This window comes from Micromonospora sp. WMMD1082, from assembly GCF_029626175.1.
Taxonomy (GTDB): Bacteria; Actinomycetota; Actinomycetes; order Mycobacteriales; family Micromonosporaceae; genus Micromonospora.
The window spans coordinates 2957145-2974530 of sequence record NZ_JARUBM010000002.1 but is presented as its reverse complement, the minus strand read 5'-3'; the positions used below and the strand labels follow the sequence as shown (position 1 = coordinate 2974530).

Genomic DNA, 17386 nt, shown 5'->3' with positions numbered 1-17386 from the left:
CGGGCTATGCGGGTTCGTCCGGCGTACGCAGCCAGACGGCGGTGTCCGGGGGCAGCCGGTCGTCGTCGAGTGGGCCGCTGGCCAGCAGTTGCCCGGTGTGCGGCGGCAGCGGCACCGTCGCGCCGGAGAGGTTGACCAGGCAGGTGAAGCCGGGTTCCCGCCGGAACGCCAGCACGCTCTCCGGTGCGGGCAGCCAGGTCAGCCCGCCGTCGCCGAGCGCCGCCTCGGTACGCCGGATGGCGATCGCCGCCCGGTACAGCTCCAGCATCGAGTGCGGGTCGCCGGCCTGCGCCCGGGCCGTCCGGTCCTTCCAGTCGGCCGGCTGGGGCAGCCACGGCGGGGCGCTCGCGCCGTCCGGGCTGAAGCCGAACGGCGGCACGTCACCGGCCCACGGCAGCGGCACCCGGCAGCCGTCCCGGCCGGGATCGATCCCGCCGGACCGGACGAACATCGGGTCCTGGCGGAGCGCGCGGGGGATGTCCTCGACCTCCCAGAGGCCCAGCTCCTCGCCCTGGTAGACGTAGGCGGCGCCGGGCAGCGACAGCGACAGCAGCGCGGCGGCCCGCGCCCGGCGGGTGCCCAGTTCCAGGTCGGTGGGGACACCCTCGCGCTTGGCCGCGAAGCTGAACGTGGTGTCCGCCCGGCCGTAGCGGGTGACGTGCCGGGTGACGTCGTGGTTGGAGAGCACCCAGGTGGCGGGCGCGCCGACGGGCGCGTGGGCGTTCAGCGTGCCGTCGATGCTCTCGCGCAGCGCCGCCGCGTCCCAGGCGCAGCCGAGGAAGTCGAAGTTGAACGCGGCGTGCAGCTCGTCCGGGCGCAGGTAGTTGGCGAACCGCTGCCGGTCCGGCAGCCACACCTCACCGATCAGGGCCCGGTCGCCGGGGTACGCGTCGGCGACCCGCCGCCAGCTCCGGTAGATCTCGTGCACCCCGTCGAGGTCGTGGAACGGGTGCGGCCGCTCCGCCACGATCTCGGGCAGCGTGGCGTCCTTGACCAGCAGGCCGGCCGAGTCGATGCGGATGCCGTCCACCCCCCGGTCGAACCAGAACCGCAGGATGTCCTCGAACTCGGCGCGTACCCGGGGGTGGTCCCAGTTGAAGTCCGGCTGCTCGGGGGCGAAGAGGTGCAGGTACCAGTCTCCGGGGGTGCCGTCCGGGTTGGTGGTCCGGGTCCAGGTCGGGCCGCCGAACTCGCCGATCCAGTCGGTGGGGCGCTGGTCGCCGTCGGGGCCCCGGCCGGGACGGAACCAGAAGAGGTCCCGCTCGGGCGCGTCCGGACCGCCGGCCAGGGCCGCCTGGAACCAGGGGTGCGCGTCGGAGCAGTGGTTCGGCACCACGTCGACGATCGTCCTGATGCCGAGCGCGTGCGCCTCCGCGATCAGCGCCTCCGCCTCGGCGAGGCTGCCGAACACCGGGTCGATGTCGCGATGGTCGGCCACGTCGTAGCCGGCGTCCGCCATCGGAGACGGGTACCAGGGGCTGAACCAGATCGCGTCGATGCCGAGCGCGGACAGGTAGCTCAGCCGGGACCGGATGCCGGCGATGTCGCCGGTCCCGTCGCCGTCGCCGTCGGCGAAGCTGCGCGGGTAGACCTGGTAGATCACCGCTCCACGCCACCACGGACCACTGTCTGTTGTGGACACGAGCACCTGCTTTCTGGGTTTGAGGGTCATCCCTTGAGGCCGCCGGTGGTCAGGCCGGACATGATGTTCCGCTGGAAGATCAGGAAGATGATGACGGTCGGTATCGCGGCGATCACCGATGCGGCGATCACCACGTTCATGGGCGTACCGCCGGCGAAGGCGTAGATGCCGACGCTGACCGTCCGGGTCTCGGGCGACGGCATGACCAGCTTCGGCCAGAGGAAGTCCTTCCAGACCGCGGTCACCGCGAAGATCGAGACCACGCCGAGGATCGGGCGCGACATCGGCAGGACGATCGACCAGAGGGTCCGCAGCGGGCTCGCCCCGTCCATCAGCGCCGCCGCCATCAGGTCCTCCGGGATCGAGTCGAAGAACCGCTTGAGCAGGAAGATGTTGAACGCGTTGGCGACCAGCGGCAGCCAGATGGCGAACGGCGAGTCGAGCAGGCTGATGTGCAGGATCGGCAGGTCGATCACGGTCACGTACTGCGGGACGATGAGCACCATCGCCGGGATCATCAGCGTCGCCAGCATCAGGCCGAGGATGACGTTGCCCAGCACCGGGCGGAGCTTCGACAGGGAGTACGCCGCGGCGGTGTCGAAGACCAGCTGGAACAGCACCGCTCCGGTGGCGTAGTAGAAGGTGTTGAACAGCAGCTTGGCCAGCGCAAGGTTGTGCCACGCGTCGGCGTAGTTCTGCCACTGCGGATCCTGCGGGAACAGCGACGGTGGCGTCTGCGCGATCTCCTGGCCGGACTTGAGCGCGCCGGTGACCATCCAGTAGAGCGGGCCGAGGAAGACCAGCGTGAAACCGACGACCACGACGGCGAGCACCGTCCAGTAGAGCGCCCGGCCGGGGCCGCGCCGCAGCTGCGCCTGGGAGATGAGGGTCCGGGTCCCGTAATCCTGTGCCATGGGCGTCCGTCCTAGTCCTGTCTCGCGGTCAGCCGCAGGTAGACGGCGGAGAAGCCGGCGAGGACCACGAGCATGATCACGCCGAGCGCCGCGGCGCCGTTGAGGTCGTTCTGGAAGAACCCGTGCTGATAGATGAGGTACGCGACCGAGGTCGCCGAGTCCTCCGCGCCCGCGCCGTTGGCCAGGATCAGCGGCTCGATGAAGAGCTGCATGGTGGCGACGATCTGAAGCATCGCCAGCAGCGCGAGGATCAGCCGGGTCTGCGGGATGGTCACGTGCAGGATCCGCCGCCAGATCCCGGCGCCGTCCAGCTCGGCCGCCTCGTAGAGCTCACCGGGGATGTTCTGCAACGCGGCCAGGTAGATCAACACCGCGCTGCCCATGTTCATCCAGGTCGACGCGATCACCATGGCCGGCATGGTCATCTCGGGCGACTGCATCCACTGCGAGGTGGGCAGGCCCACCGCCTTGAGGATCGCGTTGAACAGCCCGGCGTCGCTGGGGTCGTACGCGTAGAACTTGAACAGGAAGAGCGCGGAGGCGGGCGGCAGCATCACCGGCAGGTAGACCAGGATCCGCAGGTACCCCTTGGCGTGCCGGAACTCGTTGAGCAGGATCGCCACGAAGAACGGCACCGCGTACCCGAGGACGAGCGCGAGCACCGTGAAGTAGAAGGTGTTCTTCCAGGCGGTCCAGAAGCTGGGGTCGTCGAGGATCCGGAGGTAGTTGTCCCAGCCGACCCAGGTGGTCTCGCCGCGTCGGGTGCGCTGGAAGCTCATCACGACGCCGCGCACCATCGGGTACCAGGAGAAGAGCGCGAAGCAGAGCACCGCACCGATCAGGAACGCGTGCCCGGTGAGATTGTCCCGTACCTTGCGGCCCAGGCTCGCCCGCCGTTGTCCGGCCGGGGGCGGCGGTGCGGGGCGACCCGCTGCTCTGGCGGCAGCCGGGGCGGAGGTGATCGCCAAGGCAACTCCTGGTGACGTCGGTGACCGGACGGTTGCGGGGCCGGGGGTGGGGGTCGGCGCGGCGACCCCCACCCGCTCGGCTCAGCTCTGCGCGGCGAGGAGCTGGTTGACCTTGTCCTCGGCCGTCTTGAGCAGCGCGTCGATGTTCGCGTTCGGGTTGGTCAGCACCCCGGACATCGCCGCGTCGAGCACCGCGTAGATCGCCTGCGCGTTGCGCGGCTCACCCTTGATCGGGACCGGGTTCGCCTCGAAGACCGCGAAGTTCGCGGTGTCGACGTTCGCGTTGGCCTTGCGCAGCTCCAGCTCCTGCTGCTGCGCGTCGCTGCCGTTGGTGAACAGCAGCGGCTGCGGCAGACCGACCGGGTAGTTCTGCGGCTTGGCCCGGACGTAGTCGAACTGGCCCTTGCCCGGGGTCAGCTTCTGGTACGCGATCCACTTCAGACCCGCCCTGACCTGATCCGGGGTCAGGTCCTTCTTGAAGAAGTAACCCTCGCCACCACCGAGCGTCCCCTTTGCCGGGCCGTCCTGACCGGGCAGCGGACCCATCGCCCAGTCCTCGAACTTCCCCTGGAACTGGCTGACGATCGCCTGGGTGGTATCCGGCGCGCCGATGAACATGCCGACCTTGCCGGCGCCCGCGTTGGTCAGCAGGTCACCCCACTGGAGCAGCTGACGGTCGCCCATGCTGTCGTCGCCGTACCGCATGTCCTTGAGGTTCTGCAGCACCTGCCGGCCCAGGGCGTTGTTGAAGTCGGCCTTCGTGCCGTCCTCGGTCAGCACCCGGCCGCCCTGCGAGTAGAGCAGGGAGGTGAAGTGCCAACCGCCGGTGTTGCCGGCGCTGTACTCCGCGTAGCCGGCGATGCCGTTGCCGAGCGCCGCGATCTTCTTGGCGGCGTCCCGGACCTCGGGCCACGTCTTGGGCGGGTTGTTCACGTCGAGCCCGGCCTGCTGGAACAGCACCTTGTTGTAGACCAGGCCCATCGAGTAGTTCTTCACCGGGATGGCGTAGAGCTTGCCGCCGTCGGTGAAGACCTCCTTGAGTGCCGGGTCGACGCTGTCCCAGGTGGGGATCGTCTCCGCGGTGGCGAACTCGGTGATGTCCAGTGCCTGGCCCGAGTCGAGCACCTGCTGGACGTCGGTCATGTATCCGTAGAAGACGTCGGTCACCGTGCCGCCGGCGAGGCGGGCGGTGAAGTCGGGCGGGTTGTTGCACTGCTCGCCGACGCTGACGCTCTTGATGACGATGTCGGAATTCTGCCGCTGGAACTCGGCGACGTCCTCGTTCCAGTTCTGCAGCAGCTCCTTCTGGGCGCCGACCGGCTGGCAGTCGACGGTGATGGTGACCTTGCCGCTCGCATCGTTACTCGCGTCGTCGCTCTTCGTGGAGCAGGCCGTGAGGCTGAGCCCCAGGCCGGCCACGAGCGTCAGCGCCGCCGCCTTCCGGTATTGCGGTACGGACATCTGTCCATCCCTTCGGGAACGGGGTGTGTCTGCATGGAGGCCAGGTGTGAGTGGGGTCACTGTAGCCAGTGCGACTCATCTCAGCAAGGTTTCGATCTGATCCTGCAAATATTCGACTGCTGGGCGGTAGATACCGACAGAGCCGCACGGCGGCCGAGCCCGCCCGACGGCAGAGCCCACGACGACCGGGCCGCCGACCGCGGGCAGCGGTCGACGGCCGGAAGGGTCGTTACGAAGTGGAAGGCCTGGCCGGGCTCAGCGCCGCGGCGTGGGCGCGGTGGATCCGCGCACCACCAGTTCGGGCTCGAAGAGCAGCTCGTCGGCGAGCACCCCGCCACCCTCGATCTGGGTGACCAGCAGGTCCACCGCCGCCTGCCCCATCGTCTCGATGGGCTGCCGCACGGTGGTCAGCGGCGGGTCGGTGCAGGTCATGAACGCGGAGTCGTCGTAGCCGACCACCGAGACGTCGTCCGGCACCGAGCGGCCGAGCCGGCGCACCGCGCGGATCGCGCCCAGGGCGAGCACGTCACTGGCGCAGATGATCCCGGAGACGCCCCGGTCGACCAGCTTGGTCGCCGCGACCCGGGCGCCCTCCATGGAGAAGCTGGAGCGGGCCACCCATTCGTCGTCGGCCGCCGCCCAGCCCGCGACCTGCCGCATCGCGTCCAGCTTGCGCCGCGACGGCACGTGGTCCTCCGGCCCGAGCACCAGGCCGATCCGCTCGTGGCCCAGCGAGTGCAGGTGCCCGTACGCCTGCTCCACCGCCACCGCGTCGTCCGTGGAGACCCGGGGGAAGCCCAGCTCGTCCACGCCGGCGTTGACCAGCACCACCGGCAGACCCCGGTCGGTCAGCCGCCGGTAGTGCTCGTGTGCGGCGTCGGCCAGCGCGTACGACCCACCGGCGAAGATGACGCCGGAGACCTGGTGGTCCAGCAGCATCTCGACGTACGCCGACTCGGAGACGCCGCCGATGGTGCGGGCACAGAGCGCCGGGGTGAACCCGCGCTGGGCCAGCGAGCCGGTGACCACCTCGGCCAGCGCCGGGAAGATCGGGTTCTGCAACTCGGGCAGGACCAGCCCCACCAGCCGGGCCCGTTCGCCGCGCAGCTTGCTGGGCCGCTCGTAACCGAGCACGTCCAGGGCGGTGAGCACCGCGGTCCGGGTCGCCTCGGCCACGCCACCGCGGCCGTTGAGCACCCGGCTCACGGTCGCCTCACTGACGCCCGCCTTGCGAGCCACCTCGGTTAGCCGTTTCGTCACGGCGCAATCGTACGTCCAACTACTGCAAAAACAGAACAGCCTTCTGTCGTCGATTGACGCTATCCGTCACTTCACTGCCCGAGATTGCGCAGCGCGTCGGAGATCGCCCGATGGAAGGTCGGGTACGCGTAGATCATGTGGCGGAGCTGGGCCAGCGGGACCGCCGCGTGCACGGCGACGGCCAGACCGGACAGCACCTCGCCCCCGGCCGGGCCGGCCGAGGTGGCCCCGACCAACACCCCCTGGTCGGCGTCGGCGACCAGCTTGATGAAGCCGACCTCGTCGGTCTGGTGGATCCACCCCCGGGTGGACGACGACAGCCGCGTGAAGCCGACCTGCACGTTGATGCCGCGTTCGCGCGCCTGCTCCTCGGTGAGGCCGACCGCGCCGATCTCCGGATCGGTGAAGGTGACCCGGGGCAGCGCCCGGTAGTCGGCGCGGGGCACCGAGCCGGCCGAGCCGCTCGACCCGGTGGTGGCCAGCGAGCTGGCCACGCCGACCGCGCCACCGACCACGCTGGCGGTGCCGCTCGGATCCGCGCCGCCCTCGGCCCGTCGCGCGTGGTCGAGCACGTCGGCGACGACGATGGACGCCTGGTACATGGCGATGTGGGTGAAGGCACCCTCGCCGGTCACGTCGCCGACCGCCCAGATGCCGTCGGTCACGTGCATCCGGTCGTCGACGGAGAGGTACCGCCCGCCCGCGTCGACGCCGACCGTCTCCAGCCCCAGCTCGTCGAGGTGGGCGCGGCGGCCGGTGACCACCAGCAGCCGCTCGGCGGCGAACTCCTCGCCGTCGGTGCCGCGCAGGGTGAAGCCGCTGGCGTCGTGCGCGACCCGGGCGGCCTTGACCCCGGTGTGGATCTCCACCCCGTCCGCCCGCAGCGCGGCGGCGGCGGCCTCCGACGCCTCCGGTTCCTCGACGGCCAGCACCCGGTCGAGCGCCTCGACGACGGTGACCCGTACGCCGAACCGGGCGAACACCTGGGCCAACTCCAGCCCGATCGCGCCGCCGCCCAGCACCAGCAGCGATCCGGGCAGCTCCTCGACCTCGATGGCCTCACGGTTCGTCCAGTACGGGGTGTCCGCCAGACCGTCGACCGGTGGCACCGACGGGCGGGTGCCGGTGCCCAGCACGATGCCGTGCCGGGCCTGGAAGACCCGGTCACCGACCCGGACCCGGCCCGGCCCGTCGACCCGGCCGCTGCCCCGCACGAAGCGCCCACCCTTGCCGGTGAGCCGCTGCACCGCGGCCCGGTCGTCCCATCCGTCGGTGGCCTCGTCCCGGATCCGCTTCGCCACCGGCGCCCAGTCCGGGCTCACCTGGGCGGTGCCGCCCAGCCCGTCGACCCGGCGCGCCTCGGCGACCGCGTTCGCCGCCCGGATCATCATCTTGCTCGGAATGCACCCCCAGTACGGGCACTCCCCGCCGACCAGGTTCCGCTCGACGCCGACCACGGTCAACCCGGCCTCGGCGAGCCGCCCGGCCACCTCCTCGCCGCCGACCCCGAGCCCGAGCACCACCACGTCCACACGTTCCGGCTCCACCATGCCGCCAGCATCGCGCACCATCGGTCCGCCGGCCAGCCAGCCCCACCCTCCGGCGCGGATCCGGCGGCCGACACGCAGACCGGACGCACCGCGAGCTGGTCCGGTCACCGGCGACCCGCGACCGGGCCCGCTCACCGCAGCCGCGGCCCCGGCACGGTGACCGGGCTGCCGGCCGGGGTGAGCAGGGCGCGGGCGGCCACCCCCAGGCGACGCCGCTGCGGCACCGTGGCCCGCCGGGCGAAGACGTCGTAGTCCTGGGCGGCCACCTCGTCGAGGATCCCGCCGTAGAGCAGGTACGCGGTGCGGATGCAGGACTGCGAGGCGCCGTCCAGCAGGACGACGCCGGGGGCGGCGGCGACGTAGTGCGCCTGGGCGCGGGTCACCTCGTACCGGATCAGGTCACGCACCGGCCCGGTGGCCCGCCCGGCGACGCGGCAGGCGGCCAGGTCGTCCCGGGTCACGCCGAAGGCGGCGAGGTCCTCGTCCGGCAGGTACGTCCGGCCCCGGGCCAGATCCTCGCCGACGTCCCGGATGAAGTTGGTCAGCTGGAACGCGAAGCCGAGCTGGCGGGCCGGCTCGCGGGCCGCCACCGGGTCGGAGCTGCCCAGGACGGGCAGCATCATGGTGCCGATGACCGCGGCCGAGCCCTCCATGTAGTCCAGCAGGTGACCGTAGCTGCGGTAGGACGTGACGGTCAGGTCCATCGCCATGCTCTTGAGGAACGAGGCGAAGTCCTCCCGGTCGAGGTCGAAGACGGCGATGGTGTGCAGCACCGCCGGGAGCAGCGGGTCGGTCACCCGCTCGCCGTGCAGCCCGGCGACGAACCGCCCACCCCAGTCATCGAGCCGCGCCGCGCGCTCGGCCGGCGGCAGGGCGTCGGTCTGGTCGACGATCTCGTCGGCGTAGCGAGTGAACCCGTAGAGGGCGTGCACATGCCGCCGTTTCCATGCGGGCAGCAGTCGGGTGGCGAGATAGTAGGTGCGGCCATGGCGTCTGTGCAGCTCACGGCACCTCTCGTAGGCAGCGGCGAGATCCAGGTCCACCGGCCCTCCTCCTAATCGACGCACCAATCGACGCAACTTGCAACATTAGGGTACGCTCGGCGGCATGGCCAGCGACGGACCAACGGGTAACCTCCTTCGCGTGGTGCCTGAACAGCCGGTCGGTGGCGACGACCCGATCGCGGAGGTTCTGGCCGCCTACACCCGGGATCTCGTCTCGGCCGTCGACGAGACCCTGGCCGACTTCCTGGCCGCCGAGGTCGACGCACTGACCTCGATCGACGCGGCGATGGGCGGCTTCGCCGCGACCGCGCGCGACTGCGTCCTGGCGGGCGGGAAGCGGGTCCGGCCGACGTTCGCCTACTGGGGATGGCGTGGGGCGGTCGGCGGCAGCGAGCCGGCCACTCCGGTGGTGCCCGCGCTGGCCACTCTGGAGTTGCTGCACACCTTCGCGCTGGTGCACGACGATGTGATGGACGCCTCCGCCACCCGCCGGGGCCGACCGACCGCGCACGTGGCGGTGGCCGCCCAGCACGCGGCGGCCGGTCGCAGCGGCGACTCCGGCCGCTTCGGCGAGGCGGTCGCAGTGCTCATCGGTGATCTCTGCATGGTCTGGGCCGACCAGTTGCTGGCCCGAGCCGATCTCCCGGCCGACCGGCTGGTCGAGGTGCGCCGCGGCTACGACCGGATGCGGGTGGAGACGGTCGCCGGGCAGTACCTCGACGTCCTCGGCGAGACCGATCCGGAGAACTGGTCGGTCGACCGGGCGCTCCGGGTGGCCCGTTACAAGACCGCCAGCTACACCGTCCAGCGACCACTGCTCTTCGGTGCCAGCCTCGCCGGCGTCGGCGACGACAGCCCGCTGGCCACCGCGTACAACCGCTACGGCCTGGCCGTCGGCGAGGCGTTCCAGCTCTGCGACGACCTGCTGGGCGTCTACGGCGATCCGACCACCACCGGCAAGCCGGCCGGCGACGACCTGCGCACCGGCAAGCCGACCGCGCTGCTCATGCTGGCCCGGGAGCTGGCCACCCCGGCGCAGCTGCGGGCGCTCGACGGCACCGACCGCCGCGCCGGCGCACCGGAGATCGCCCGGCTCGCCGAGGTCGTGGTCGACACGGGCGCGGTCGGGCGGATCGAGCGGATGATCGACGAGCGGGTCGAGGACGCGCTGGCCGCGCTCGACACGGTCGCGGTCGACGAGACCTCCCGTGCCGCGCTGGTCGGTCTCGCGATCGAAGCCACCCACCGGCCGGCATGATGGGCTCCCGGCACAGAGAGGTGGTCACCGGTGCGGACCGTTGACGGGCGTACGGATCGGGTCGTGGTCGTGGGGGCCGGCCTCGGCGGTCTGGCCTGCGCGCTGCACCTGGCCGGCAGCGGGCGGCAGGTGACCGTGCTGGAACGCGAACCGGTGCCGGGCGGGCGGGCCGGTCGGCTCAGCGTCGACGGCTACGAGTTCGACACCGGCCCGACCGTGCTCACCATGCCCGACCTCATCGCCGAGGCGCTCGCCGCGGTCGGCGAGGAGCTGACCGACTGGCTCGATCTGGTACCGCTGGATCCGGCCTACCGCGCCCACTACCCGGACGGGTCCACGCTCAACGTGATCACCGACACCGCCGCGATGGCGGCGGAGGTCTCCCGGGTGTGCGGCCCCCGGGAGGCCGACGGCTACCTGCGGTTCGTCGACTTCGCCCGGAACCTGTGGCGGCTGGAGCGGGCCGACTTCATCGAGCGCAACCTCGACGCGCCCACCGACCTGCTCACCGCCAACCTGCTCAAGCTGCTCGCCACCGGTGCCTTCCGGCGCCTGCAAACCAAGATCGACCAGTTCTTCCGGGACCCACGCACCCGGCGGATCTTCTCCTTCCAGGCGATGTACGCCGGCCTCGCCCCGCACGACGCGCTGGCCATCTACGCGGTCATCGCGTATCTCGACTCGGTGGCCGGGGTCTACTTCCCGCGCGGCGGCGTCCACGCGGTCTCGCGGGGGCTGGCGGGCGCCGCCGAGAAGCACGGCGTGAAGATCCGGTACGGCACCGAGGTGACCCGGGTGGAGACCGCGTACGGCCGGGCCACCGGGGTAGTGACCGCGGACGGCGAGTTCGTCCCCGCCGACGCGGTGGTGCTCAACCCCGACCTGCCGGTGGCCTACCGCGACCTGCTTCCGCCGACCCGTACCCGCCGCCTGACCTACTCACCCTCCTGCGTCGTCCTGCACGTCGGCTCGACCCAGGAATATCGCCGCATCGCCCACCACAACATCCACTTCGGGCGGGCCTGGAAGCGTACGTTCGACGAGGTCATCCGGCGTGGGGAGCTGATGTCCGACCCGTCCCTGCTGGTCACCAACCCGAGCCGGACGGATCCGGCGGTGGCCCCCGCCGGCCGGCACACCTACTACGTCCTGGCGCCGGTGCCCCACCTCGACCGGGCGCCGTTCGACTGGCGCGGCGACCTCACCGCCCGCTACGCCGACCAGCTCGTCACCACCCTTGAGCAACGCGGATACGTCGGCTTCGGCGCGGGCATCGACGTGCTGCGGGCGGTCACCCCGGCAGAGTGGGCCGAGCAGGGCATGGCGGCCGGCACGCCGTTCGCCTCCGCGCACACCCTGTTCCAGACCGGCCCGTTCCGGCCGTCCAACCTGCACCGGTCACTGGCCAACGTGGTGTTCGTCGGCTCGGGCACCCAGCCGGGCGTCGGCGTCCCGATGGTGCTCATCTCCGGCAAGCTCGCCGCCGCCCGGATCACCGGGGACGGCCGGGCCGCCGGCGGAGGCCGGATCACCGGGAGGAGGAGCCGGTGAGCGCAACCAGCGAGGCGCAGCGGAGCACCGTGGCCGCGAACGAAGGATGGCGCTGATGCCGCAGTCTCGGGAAGGCCACCTGGTCGAGCTGGTCGACGACGCGGGTCGACCCGTCGGCGAGGCCACGGTCGCCGACGCCCACCAGCCGCCCGGCCAGCTGCACCGGGCGTTCTCCGTACTGCTCGTGGCGCCGGACGGTCGGGTGCTGCTCCAGCGACGCGCCGCGACGAAGACCCGCTTCCCGCTGCGCTGGGCCAACTCCTGCTGCGGGCATCCACAGCCAGGTGAGGCACTGGCCGAGGCCGCCAACCGGCGGCTGTCGGAGGAACTGGGCGTCGGCCCGGTGCCGCTGCGCGAGGTCGGCGTCTACGTCTACCGTGCCGAGGATCCGGCCACCGGGCGGATCGAGGTCGAGTACGACCACGTCCTGCGCGGCGAGTTCCGCCCGGACGGGCCGTTGCACCCGGAACCGACGGAGGTCGCCGAGCTGCGCTGGGCGGACCCGGATCAGCTGGCCACCGCGATCGAACGCGACCCCGATGGCTACGCGCCGTGGCTCGGCGGCGTGCTGGACCGGCTGCTGCACCCACCGGAACCGGCCGGGCTGCCCGCAGGCGACGCGTCGGAGCGGTCGGGTGGCCGATGAGGCGCTGAGCGCCGGCGTCGTCGCTCGGCGGCTGGGGGTCGCGGTGACCACCCTGCGCACCTGGCATCAGCGGTACGGCCTGGGGCCGAGCCAGCACGTACCGGGCCACCACCGGCGCTACACCCCCACCGACCTGGCCCGGCTGGAGGTGATGCGGCGGCTCACCGCCGAGGGGATCAGCCCTGCGGCGGCGGCCCGCTGGGCCCGGCAGGCACCCGACACCCTCCCCACCGCCGGCGTCACCCGGTCCCGCGACGGCGGCGGCACGACCATCCCGGTCGGTCGGGCGGGGCCGGCGGCCCGTGGTCTGGCCCGGGCCGCCATGCGACTGGACGCGGCGGCGATCGGCGAGACGATCTCCCGGACCATCGCCACCGACGGCGTGATCGCCACCTGGGACCGGCTGCTGCGTCCGGTGCTCGCCGGCATCGGTGAACGGCACGCCGCCACCGGCGTACTCATCGAGGTGGAGCACCTGCTGTCCCGGTGCGTCTCGGCGGCACTCACCGCGACCGCCATGGCCCACCCCACCGACGGGCCGCCCCGCATCCTGCTCTCCTGCACCGACGAGGAGCAGCACAGCCTGCCGCTGGAGGCGCTGGCGGCGGCGCTGTCCGAGGCGGGCGTCAGCTACCGGATGCTCGGTGCCCGGGTGCCGGTGGCGGCGCTGCTCGACGCGATCCACCGGACCGGTCCGGCCGTCGTGGTGCTCTGGTCGCACGCCCGGGCCACCGCCGATCCGGCACAACTCACCGCCGTACTCGCCGCGCCGCGCCGGCCGCTGCTGGTGCTCGCGGCCGGGCCGGGCTGGCCGGTCGAGACACTGCCCGCCGGGGTGGTCCGGCCGGCCGATCTGGCCGCAGCGGTCTCGCTGGCCATCGCCGTCCGGGATTCGGTGGACCGCCCGGCCGCCTCCTGACCGCCCGCCGCTTCCTGACCGCTCGGCCCACACGCAGGGCGTTCGCATCCTGACCCGCCGTCGGTCCACCCAAATCGGGTGAACTAGCGTCGGGGGGTCCGCGTACCCCGAACCCCTTCTCGGGAGCGAACGATGCGCCATCGTGCCCTGCTTGCGTCCCTCACGGGCCTGGTTGTCCTGCTCGTCACCGGTTGTGGTGCGGGCGACAGCCCGCCCGAGGCCGCCGGCCCGTCCAGCCCGCCCCCGTCGGCCGCCCTGCCGCCGGAGCCGTCGCCCGCACCCTCGCCGACCCGCACCGTGCCGCCGCTGCGGCCACTGCCGGCCAAGCTGCCGGCCGGTCTGGTCCGCACCACGGGTACCGGGAAGGTCGCCCTCACCTTCGATGACGGCCCGGACCCGGCCTGGACGCCGAAGGTGCTGGACCGCCTGAAGGCGGCCAAGGTCACCGCCACCTTCTGCGTGGTGGGTACGCAGGTCCGCAAGCACCCGGAGCTGGTCCGGCGGATCGTCCGGGAGGGCCATCAGCTCTGCAACCACAGCTGGAACCATGACCTCGATCTGGGTCGGCGTCCGGTCGCCGAGATCCGCGCCGATCTGGTCCGCACGACCCGGGAAATCCGGCGGGCGGTGCCCGATGCGGAGGTGCCGTTCTACCGGCAGCCCGGCGGCCGGTGGACCGCCGAGGTGGTGAAGGTTGCCAAGCAGCTCGACATGCGGTCGCTGCATTGGACGGTCGACCCGAAGGACTGGGCCAAGCCGACCGCGGCCACCATCGAGAAGCGGGTGAAGCGGGCCGCCCGTCCCGGCGCGGTGGTCCTGCTGCACGACGGGGGCGGTGACCGGGCCGCCACCCTCGCCGCCTGCCCGAAGTTGATCGCCGGCCTGAAGCGTGACCACGGCGTCACCAGACTCGCCTAGACCGGTCCTGACCTCGTCTTCTTCGGGGCGTTGTGGCTACGGCCATACCGGTTTTGTCGACCGGTGCCACATCACGTATGCTTTCGAAGCCTCCGGCGGGGCCGGATGGGAGCAAGTCCGTTCAACGTTGCGAGTGTGCAATGATGGCGGGGCCGCCCTCATCGTCTAGCGGCCCAGGACGCCGCCCTTTCAAGGCGGTAGCACGGGTTCGAATCCCGTTGGGGGCACGGTCCGGCTCAAGGCCGGATGCACCATCAGCAAGGTCCTGTGGAGCAGTTGGAGTGCTCGCCGCCCTGTCAAGGCGGAGGTCGCGGGTTCAAGTCCCGTCAGGACCGCAAGCGCTGACGCCGCGCACCTCGCGCGGCGTTCCGCGTATCGGGGCATGTGACCCTCCGGGCGGCGATCCCGCAGGCCGGGTAGCATGAGCCCGAGCAGCACGGCCAGGTAGCTCAGTTGGTACGAGCGTCCGACTGAAAATCGGAAGGTCGGCGGTTCGACCCCGCCCCTGGCCACATAGCCTTTCGCCGGGCTACAGAGGTCCCCGCCAGCGGAAACGCAGGTGGGGATCTTGCTTTGGTACCCAGCCGCGTCGATCGCTGTTGCCCGTGCTTGACCCCTCCTGGCCGATGATCGCCGCCACCCATCGCACGTAGATCGCACGGCGCGAGGCTGCCGCCGATCATGCTCGCCGCTCCGGTAACTTCCTGCGGCTACACCCTTCGTCCCCGGCCAGCGAACCAGGCGGACCATCTCGGTTGCAGAGGAATGACTCCAGCTCAGGGGGTTTCCGCCGAGACTGGGTTCTGCTGCTTCGGCTGCCGTCGGCGCGCGCTACAGGCAACTACCAGGGCCGCAGTGACGGGAAGCACGAAGAGACCGATGGACGCCATCGCCAGGAGATTGAGCACAGCCAGAAGCCCGGTCAACGCCCACGCGGACGGGGCGGAGCGCACCCACAGCGCGCACCCGACAAGGACAGTCGCCAGCAGCGGCACGCCGAGTACGAACGCGGCGCCGATGCCGTTCGCACCCACGATCGTGTCCGACCCATGCGTGGTCTCACCCGAGGAGGCCGACGTTGTCGCCGTGTTATAGGCCGGGGCGACGAAACCCGCGACAACGAGCGCGATCCCGTAGGCAGCGGCGAGCAACAACGCAACCGAAGCGACGCGCCCCAGGCGTGTTCCAGCCGAGGTCACGATGCTGGACCTTCTGCCGTCCATGCCCTCAATCCTCCTCCCTTGCTGACCCGTTGCCACCTAGTGTCCTGCGCCGAAGGGGAATCCTTGCCAAGGGTCGCGGGCAGTGGATGTGGCGGCGTACCTCGGTGTCCAGACGACGGTGACGAACTATCGCAAGCGGGGGGGCAGATGCCTGAGCTGTGCCCACCCCATGATGTCGGCGTTGTCGGCCTCCTCGCCGAGCGCGAGTGCGGCCCGCCTGGTCTGTGAGTGACCGGGTGCGGGAGGGTCCATGGCACTCCCGCTAGCGGCCGGATCGTCGGTCGTGCTCGGCGATCCACGCTCGGCGCTCGGCGCGCCACTGGGTCAGGATCGGCTCCGCCCAGGCACGTTGCGTGCAGCCGTCGGCCGTGCACTGCTGGCAGGTACCGCCGTCCTGGTGTCGCTCGACGATCACCGACGCCATGCCGGCGAGGAGGGACGGGCTCGCGGGGTCGTACATCGAGGTCACCGGAGGACTCCGATCAGCACGCCGAGGACAACCACCGCGAGGCACGCGATCAGCCGCGCCCGCTCCCGGAGATCGGCACGCGGCGGGCCGGGCGGATCCGGGCGTACGGGTGGGGACTGCTCGTCGACATGCTCGGCCATCGGTGCCTCCCGCAGGTAGGAGGGGTGCGGATGCCGAGGCGGGAGCGACAACGGGGGAACCGCCCCCACCCCGGCCGGGCCACCGCTGCTGACGAGAGGCCCACCTCGAAACTTAGTATGCACTGCATACTGAGTCAACACTGCATACACAGAGTGCGAACGGGCGTGTCACGATCAGAGGGCTGACGAGAGGTGGCCCCACACCATGCCCAGGCGTCCCGTGTATGAGCAGGTAATTGAGGATGTGACCGCGTCCATTCGGAACGGGCAGCTGAAGCCCGGCGACAAGCTCCCGAGCATCGCCGACCTCTGCGTCCAGTACCGGGCATCGACGACCCCGATCCGCTACGCGCTGCGGATTCTCGATGAGCGGGGCTGGATCGAGACTCACCAGGGCAAGGGGAGCTTCGTGGCCGCGAAACCTCCGGCGTGAGGTAGCCGGCGAGACGGGCGGGCATCGACGGAAGCTGCACACCCGGGCATGAGCCGGTATGGTCCGGGCCTATGGGACAGGGGATGGCCGATCCTACCGACATCCAGCAGGATCACGAGCGGTTCGCGCTCCGCAGCATCCTGCTCGTCCCCGCGTCCGCCGAGCAGGCGTACGAGGTGTTCACCGAGCGGCTCGCCGACTGGTGGGTGATGGAATACACCTGGTCCGGGCCCACGCTCCTGGCCGAGTTGGGCATGGAGCCCCATGCCGGCGGGATGCTCTACGAGATCGGCCCCTACGGCTTCCGCAACGACTGGGGGCGGGTGCTGACCTGGGATCCGCCCCGCCGGCTGGTCTTCACCTGGCAGATCGGCGCGGACCGCGCGCCGGTGCCCGACCCGGCACTGGCCAGCGAGGTCGAGGTGCTGTTCACCCCGAGCGATCCCGGCACCCTGGTCGAGGTCGCGCACCGGCACTTCGACCGGCACGGCGCCGCCGCGGAGGGCTACCGGCAGGCGCTGACCGCCGGCTGGCACGAACTGCTCTCCCGCTACGCGGCGACGCTGGTCCACCAGGCGTCATGAGCACGCGCGTTGCCGCCTCGCGGGGGGCACGCAGCGCGACCGGCGGGAACGGTCAGGCGGCCCGATGCCGCAGCGTCGCCACGGTCGAGCCGGCCAGGGTCAGCAGGCATTCCGGCAGCAGCCCGTCGGCGGCCGCCGCACCGAAGAGCGCCCGCGCGGTGTCGAGGTCGGCGTTGGCGTACGCGCTGACGAAGCGGGCCACCCAGCGGGCGTCGTACCCGGCCTGCTCGATGTCGGGGAAGTCGAGCGCACACGCCCCCGGCGGCACTGGATCGCCGACCATCGTCGCGGCCAGGCACCACGCCACGTCGTACGCCCCGGCGAGGCCGGCCCGGTCGACGACCGCGTCGAAGGTCCCCACCACGGCGTCGGGGTCTCCGTCGAGCGCCGAGCTGAGGATGGCGGCGGCATCGGCGAACATCTGCTGTGGCGAGTCGGTCACCCAC

18 protein-coding genes and 3 tRNA genes are annotated in these 17386 nt (G+C 71.5%); 10 read left to right on the top strand and 11 right to left on the bottom strand.

The window, feature by feature from the left end; genetic code table 11:
• Positions 1-4: 4 nt before the first annotated feature.
• From O7615_RS13725 to O7615_RS13695, 7 genes are all read right to left on the bottom strand, one after another.
• Positions 5-1672: a glycoside hydrolase family 13 protein gene (locus O7615_RS13725; RefSeq protein WP_278177897.1), complete on the bottom strand. Its 1668-nt coding sequence runs from the start codon at positions 1670-1672 to the stop codon at positions 5-7.
• Positions 1669-2556: a carbohydrate ABC transporter permease gene (locus O7615_RS13720; protein WP_278177896.1), complete on the bottom strand. Its 888-nt coding sequence runs from the start codon at positions 2554-2556 to the stop codon at positions 1669-1671. The genes O7615_RS13725 and O7615_RS13720 overlap by 4 nt, the downstream gene beginning before the upstream one ends.
• A gap of 11 nt (positions 2557-2567) precedes the next feature.
• Positions 2568-3524 carry a sugar ABC transporter permease gene (locus O7615_RS13715; protein ID WP_278177895.1) on the bottom strand — a complete coding sequence of 319 codons (957 nt, stop codon included), beginning with the start codon at positions 3522-3524 and terminating at the stop codon, positions 2568-2570.
• Positions 3525-3605: 81 nt separating this feature from the next.
• The gene (locus O7615_RS13710; protein WP_278177894.1) at positions 3606-4985 is read right to left on the bottom strand and encodes an extracellular solute-binding protein; all 1380 of its coding nucleotides are present in this window, start codon (positions 4983-4985) and stop codon (positions 3606-3608) included.
• Between the two features lie 255 nt (positions 4986-5240).
• Positions 5241-6245 carry a LacI family DNA-binding transcriptional regulator gene (locus tag O7615_RS13705; protein ID WP_278177893.1) on the bottom strand — a complete coding sequence of 335 codons (1005 nt, stop codon included), beginning with the start codon at positions 6243-6245 and terminating at the stop codon, positions 5241-5243.
• A 71-nt stretch (positions 6246-6316) separates the two neighbouring features.
• Positions 6317-7792 (bottom strand): NAD(P)/FAD-dependent oxidoreductase, encoded by a 1476-nt coding sequence (locus O7615_RS13700; protein ID WP_278182092.1) that lies wholly within the window; start codon positions 7790-7792, stop codon positions 6317-6319.
• A 134-nt stretch (positions 7793-7926) separates the two neighbouring features.
• Complete coding sequence (locus O7615_RS13695; protein ID WP_278177892.1) at positions 7927-8838, bottom strand: phytoene/squalene synthase family protein; 912 nt, start codon at positions 8836-8838, stop codon at positions 7927-7929.
• Positions 8839-8902: 64 nt separating this feature from the next.
• Here O7615_RS13695 and O7615_RS13690 point away from each other — a divergent pair, with 64 nt between their 5' ends.
• The 8 genes from O7615_RS13690 to O7615_RS13655 all read left to right on the top strand — a co-directional run bounded on the left by O7615_RS13690 (position 8903) and on the right by O7615_RS13655 (position 14603).
• Positions 8903-10057 carry a polyprenyl synthetase family protein gene (locus O7615_RS13690; RefSeq protein WP_278177891.1) on the top strand — a complete coding sequence of 385 codons (1155 nt, stop codon included), beginning with the start codon at positions 8903-8905 and terminating at the stop codon, positions 10055-10057.
• 30 nt (positions 10058-10087) lie between these two features.
• Entirely contained in the window at positions 10088-11608 is a 1521-nt protein-coding gene (gene crtI / locus O7615_RS13685; RefSeq protein WP_278177890.1) for a phytoene desaturase family protein, read from the top strand.
• 55 nt (positions 11609-11663) lie between these two features.
• Positions 11664-12254: an isopentenyl-diphosphate Delta-isomerase gene (gene idi, locus O7615_RS13680; protein ID WP_278177889.1), complete on the top strand. Its 591-nt coding sequence runs from the start codon at positions 11664-11666 to the stop codon at positions 12252-12254.
• Positions 12244-13173 (top strand): MerR family transcriptional regulator, encoded by a 930-nt coding sequence (locus tag O7615_RS13675; RefSeq protein ID WP_278177888.1) that lies wholly within the window; start codon positions 12244-12246, stop codon positions 13171-13173. Before idi ends, O7615_RS13675 begins: the two co-directional genes overlap by 11 nt.
• Before the next feature lie 132 nt (positions 13174-13305).
• Positions 13306-14091: a polysaccharide deacetylase family protein gene (locus O7615_RS13670; protein WP_278177887.1), complete on the top strand. Its 786-nt coding sequence runs from the start codon at positions 13306-13308 to the stop codon at positions 14089-14091.
• 154 nt (positions 14092-14245) lie between these two features.
• Positions 14246-14318 (top strand) — tRNA-Glu (locus tag O7615_RS13665).
• A 34-nt stretch (positions 14319-14352) separates the two neighbouring features.
• A tRNA-Asp gene (locus O7615_RS13660) sits at positions 14353-14426 on the top strand.
• Between the two features lie 103 nt (positions 14427-14529).
• Positions 14530-14603 (top strand) — tRNA-Phe (locus tag O7615_RS13655).
• A 264-nt stretch (positions 14604-14867) separates the two neighbouring features.
• Here the strand turns inward: O7615_RS13655 and O7615_RS13650 are convergent.
• The 3 genes from O7615_RS13650 to O7615_RS13640 form a co-directional block, all read right to left on the bottom strand.
• The gene (locus O7615_RS13650; RefSeq protein ID WP_278177886.1) at positions 14868-15314 is read right to left on the bottom strand and encodes a hypothetical protein; all 447 of its coding nucleotides are present in this window, start codon (positions 15312-15314) and stop codon (positions 14868-14870) included.
• 262 nt (positions 15315-15576) lie between these two features.
• Positions 15577-15783, bottom strand: coding sequence for a hypothetical protein (locus O7615_RS13645; RefSeq protein ID WP_278177885.1), 207 nt, complete (start codon positions 15781-15783; stop codon positions 15577-15579).
• On the bottom strand, positions 15780-15923 hold the full coding sequence (locus O7615_RS13640) for a hypothetical protein (protein ID WP_278177884.1): 144 nt from the start codon (positions 15921-15923) through the stop codon (positions 15780-15782). The genes O7615_RS13645 and O7615_RS13640 overlap by 4 nt, the downstream gene beginning before the upstream one ends.
• Before the next feature lie 205 nt (positions 15924-16128).
• Here O7615_RS13640 and O7615_RS13635 point away from each other — a divergent pair, with 205 nt between their 5' ends.
• A complete protein-coding gene (locus tag O7615_RS13635) occupies positions 16129-16356 on the top strand; it encodes a winged helix-turn-helix domain-containing protein (RefSeq protein ID WP_278177883.1) in 228 nt (75 codons plus the stop codon).
• 71 nt (positions 16357-16427) lie between these two features.
• The gene (locus O7615_RS13630) at positions 16428-16940 is read left to right on the top strand and encodes an SRPBCC family protein (protein WP_278177882.1); all 513 of its coding nucleotides are present in this window, start codon (positions 16428-16430) and stop codon (positions 16938-16940) included.
• Positions 16941-16992: 52 nt separating this feature from the next.
• Here O7615_RS13630 and O7615_RS13625 read toward each other — a convergent pair whose 3' ends face one another.
• Positions 16993-17382: a hypothetical protein gene (locus tag O7615_RS13625; RefSeq protein WP_278177881.1), complete on the bottom strand. Its 390-nt coding sequence runs from the start codon at positions 17380-17382 to the stop codon at positions 16993-16995.
• Positions 17383-17386 lie beyond the last annotated feature (4 nt).

Coding starts and splice junctions, on each gene's coding strand:
- O7615_RS13725 (WP_278177897.1), bottom strand. CDS start 1,672: ATGACCCTCAAACCCAGAAAGCAGGTGCTCGTGTCCACAACAGACAGT.
- O7615_RS13720 (WP_278177896.1), bottom strand. CDS start 2,556: ATGGCACAGGATTACGGGACCCGGACCCTCATCTCCCAGGCGCAGCTG.
- O7615_RS13710 (WP_278177894.1), bottom strand. CDS start 4,985: ATGTCCGTACCGCAATACCGGAAGGCGGCGGCGCTGACGCTCGTGGCC.
- O7615_RS13690 (WP_278177891.1), top strand. CDS start 8,903: ATGGCCAGCGACGGACCAACGGGTAACCTCCTTCGCGTGGTGCCTGAA.
- idi (WP_278177889.1), top strand. CDS start 11,664: ATGCCGCAGTCTCGGGAAGGCCACCTGGTCGAGCTGGTCGACGACGCG.
- O7615_RS13670 (WP_278177887.1), top strand. CDS start 13,306: ATGCGCCATCGTGCCCTGCTTGCGTCCCTCACGGGCCTGGTTGTCCTG.
- O7615_RS13650 (WP_278177886.1), bottom strand. CDS start 15,314: ATGGACGGCAGAAGGTCCAGCATCGTGACCTCGGCTGGAACACGCCTG.
- O7615_RS13640 (WP_278177884.1), bottom strand. CDS start 15,923: ATGGCCGAGCATGTCGACGAGCAGTCCCCACCCGTACGCCCGGATCCG.
- O7615_RS13635 (WP_278177883.1), top strand. CDS start 16,129: ATGCCCAGGCGTCCCGTGTATGAGCAGGTAATTGAGGATGTGACCGCG.
- O7615_RS13630 (WP_278177882.1), top strand. CDS start 16,428: ATGGGACAGGGGATGGCCGATCCTACCGACATCCAGCAGGATCACGAG.